The sequence below is a fragment of the Nostoc cf. edaphicum LEGE 07299 genome (genome assembly GCF_015207245.1).
Classification (GTDB): Bacteria; Cyanobacteriota; Cyanobacteriia; order Cyanobacteriales; family Nostocaceae; genus Nostoc; species Nostoc edaphicum_B.
On the sequence record NZ_JADEXF010000834.1, the window covers coordinates 1 to 2,992 of the forward strand.

A 2,992-nucleotide genomic window follows, 5' to 3' on the forward strand; every position below is an offset into this window, starting at 1 on the left:
ATTTGTAACCAGGCATAACGACCAGATTTAACTTGATAATTAACAACATCACCTGACTCTAAAACAGATGTGTATAAATCAACATCTTGGTGAATTGTTACAGCACCATCGCGCCCATCTTTAGCAGCAATTAAGCGTAATTTGCCGCGCTTTTCTTCCAGAGGAAAAGATTTTTGTTCGTATCTTGGCGTTATGCCTTCTCGATCGGGAAGAATCCAGATTTGCAGTAAGTGTAGTGGTTCAGTTGGTGAAGGATTAAATTCGCTGTGGCTGATTCCAGTTCCAGCGCTCATAATTTGGGCATCACCAGGGCGAATTACCGAACCAGTACCCAAGCTGTCTTTATGCTCTACAGCACCCTCTAAGACATAAGTGAGGATTTCCATATCACGATGGCTGTGGGTAGGGAATCCAGCACCAGGGGCGATGCGATCGTCGTTAATTACCCGCAGAGAGCGAAATCCCATGCGGCTGGGATCGTAAAAACTACCGAAGGAAAATGTGTGATAACTATCGAGCCAGCCCATTTTTGCGTGACCACGGGCATTGCGATCGTGAATTAAGTGGGTAATTGTATTTTGAGACATAAATTTACCTCGTTGTTAATTGTTTTTAGAAGATTTTAGAATTCAAAACTTAGACTTCTGATTGATTAGACCTAATTTGTAACTATTTAAATAGTAAAGTATATACACATAAAATGAAAAGTACGCACTTAAAAGTGGCGTACTTACCAAAAAGATACTGTGAAAGTTGATAGATATTTTTAAGTGAATAAAATACACTTTTTGAAAACTAAATTACTGCAATTTCAAGTTTTGCACAATAAGATTAGCTGCTAGTGGCGTGGCAAGGATAAAATAGTCCATTAAATGTAGGTTGAGTTTCGCGTTGCTCAACCCAACATCGATCGCAGTGTTGGCTTTCGTTCCTCAACAGAACCTATAAATTTTTTTGCAACGTTTTAGCTGTATCACGCCAATAGGGTGCATTAAACTTTAGTCTAATGCACCCTATTAGTAAATTAAGTGTCTCTCAAAAGTGCTTACTTTACACCAGCAGGTATCTTTTGAGTTTTAGTAGTAGCCGCTTTGCCATTCTCTGCCTTAATTTCTGCTACTTGCAGATGAGCTTCTAAGAACCAGAGTCGTTTGTCAATGGTGCGGGAAATTTCGGTGTAAAGATCGGCGGTATCGAGGTCGCCTAATTCATCAGTTTTATCGATTGCTTCCCGGAGATGTTTAGCGTAGAGTGCATAACGATCTGCCAAGGCTGTCACATGGTCTTTACCATCCAAAATATCTAAGGGATATTCTGGTAAAATTGAATTACTAGCTGCGGCGCGGGCTGTTCCAAAAGCGTATCCGCCTAAAGCTGTAACGCGTTCAGCGACCATATCAATGTATCCTTCCAATTCCCCAGCAAGTTCATCAAATAATAAGTGTAACTGGTAAAAGTCAGTACCTTTAACATTCCAGTGCGCTTGCTTTGCTTGGGTTTTTAGGTCTGAAGTAGCTGCTAAGGTTTGGTTGAGAAGTACCACGATTTGCACTCGCGCTTCAGCGGGAATGTCAATGCGGGTAGGGTACAAACGTGATGTAATGCTGTTGTCGCTCATGATTTTACGTTGTTAATGCCTTTTAAATTCAACTCTACAGAATTGCAAGATTTGGCGAAACTCTCTGACGATGGATTGAATTAACGCCTGAATATGTTACTGTTTATTACTATTAGTTAAATCCGATGGTTTTCTATGGTATTAAATGTACCACCGAAAAGGCGATCGCGCATTACATCATTGTGCAAAAAGTCATGGGGAAAACCCAATTCAATTTTACTCACTTCATTTAAACGTTGCAAATGTTCTGGCGAGAAGGTGATATTTAAAGAAGCTAAGTTATCTTGAAACTGCGTTAATTTACGTGCCCCAATTATCGGAATAATCACACCATTTTGAGCGTGTAACCAAGCTAATGCTACTTGTGAAGGTGTGTGTCCAATTTGGGTTGCAATTTCACTGACAACTTGAGCGATCGCTAAATTCCGTTCTGAAATAGTTCCAAACGCTGGATTTACTAATCTTCCTTGTTCGCTACTGTCTTGAGGAGGCTGATTATACTTACCTGTAAGCACACCACCACCCAAAGGCGACCACGGTGTTACTGCTAAATCCAAAGCTTTAGCCATCGGTAGCAAGTCACGTTCTGGTGTTCGTTGAATTAAACTATATTCAATTTGCAGGGCGACAAATTGCGTCCATCCTTGGTATTGGGCAATGGTATTTGCTTGGGAAACGATCCAAGCGGGGGTGTCAGAAATGCCGATGTAAAGTACTTTACCTTGACGGACTACATCATCAAGCGATCGCAAGACTTCTTCAATTGGTGTTGTGAAATCCCAAGCGTGCAACCAAAATAAATCAATGTAATCGGTATTCAGCCGTTTCAGGCTACCTTCCAAAGATTGAACTAAATTCTTGCGATGGTTTCCACTGGCGTTAGGGTCGCCCTTTTTGTCATTCATCCGCAAGGGAAAGGAATATTTTGTCGCAACTACAAAGCGTTCCCGTTCTTTAGCAATCAACTCGCCGACAATTTTTTCACTGCTACCATCGGTATAACCGTTGGCGGTGTCAATGAAATTTCCCCCTGCTTCTGCATAGCTATCAAAAATTTTCCGACTTTCGTCAACAGATGCGCCCCAACCCCAATCTTCACCAAAGGTCATGGTTCCCAAGGAGAGTTCAGAGACTCTTAACCCGCTTTTGCCCAAGAGTTTATATCTCATGAATATTTTCTCATTAATGAAAAAAACGATGCGAATACCACTCCAAAGGCATGATAACTGGAAACTGGGAGCGATGTTTGACTTAATAAGCTGGTGTGCATTCAAGTTGCACATTATCTGGTGGAGACTGTCATTAGTCATTTGTCCCTTGTTCTTTGTAAATACAAATGACTAATGACTAAGGACAAAGGACGACATTCACGGG

The 2,992-nt window shown here is 41.2% G+C and carries 3 protein-coding genes; all 3 read right to left on the bottom strand.

Features of this window, described 5'->3' with window-relative positions; all coding sequences use genetic code 11:
• The coding region (locus IQ229_RS21380) for a pirin family protein (RefSeq protein ID WP_194047158.1) at nt 1–587 on the bottom strand (587 nt) is incomplete at its 3' end.
• A 458-nt stretch (nt 588–1,045) separates the two neighbouring features.
• The gene (gene dps, locus IQ229_RS21385; protein WP_194047160.1) at nt 1,046–1,618 is read right to left on the bottom strand and encodes a DNA starvation/stationary phase protection protein Dps; all 573 of its coding nucleotides are present in this window, start codon (nt 1,616–1,618) and stop codon (nt 1,046–1,048) included.
• Between the two features lie 116 nt (nt 1,619–1,734).
• Nucleotides 1,735–2,787: an aldo/keto reductase gene (locus tag IQ229_RS21390; RefSeq protein WP_194047162.1), complete on the bottom strand. Its 1,053-nt coding sequence runs from the start codon at nt 2,785–2,787 to the stop codon at nt 1,735–1,737.
• Between the last annotated feature and the right edge of the window lie 205 nt (nt 2,788–2,992).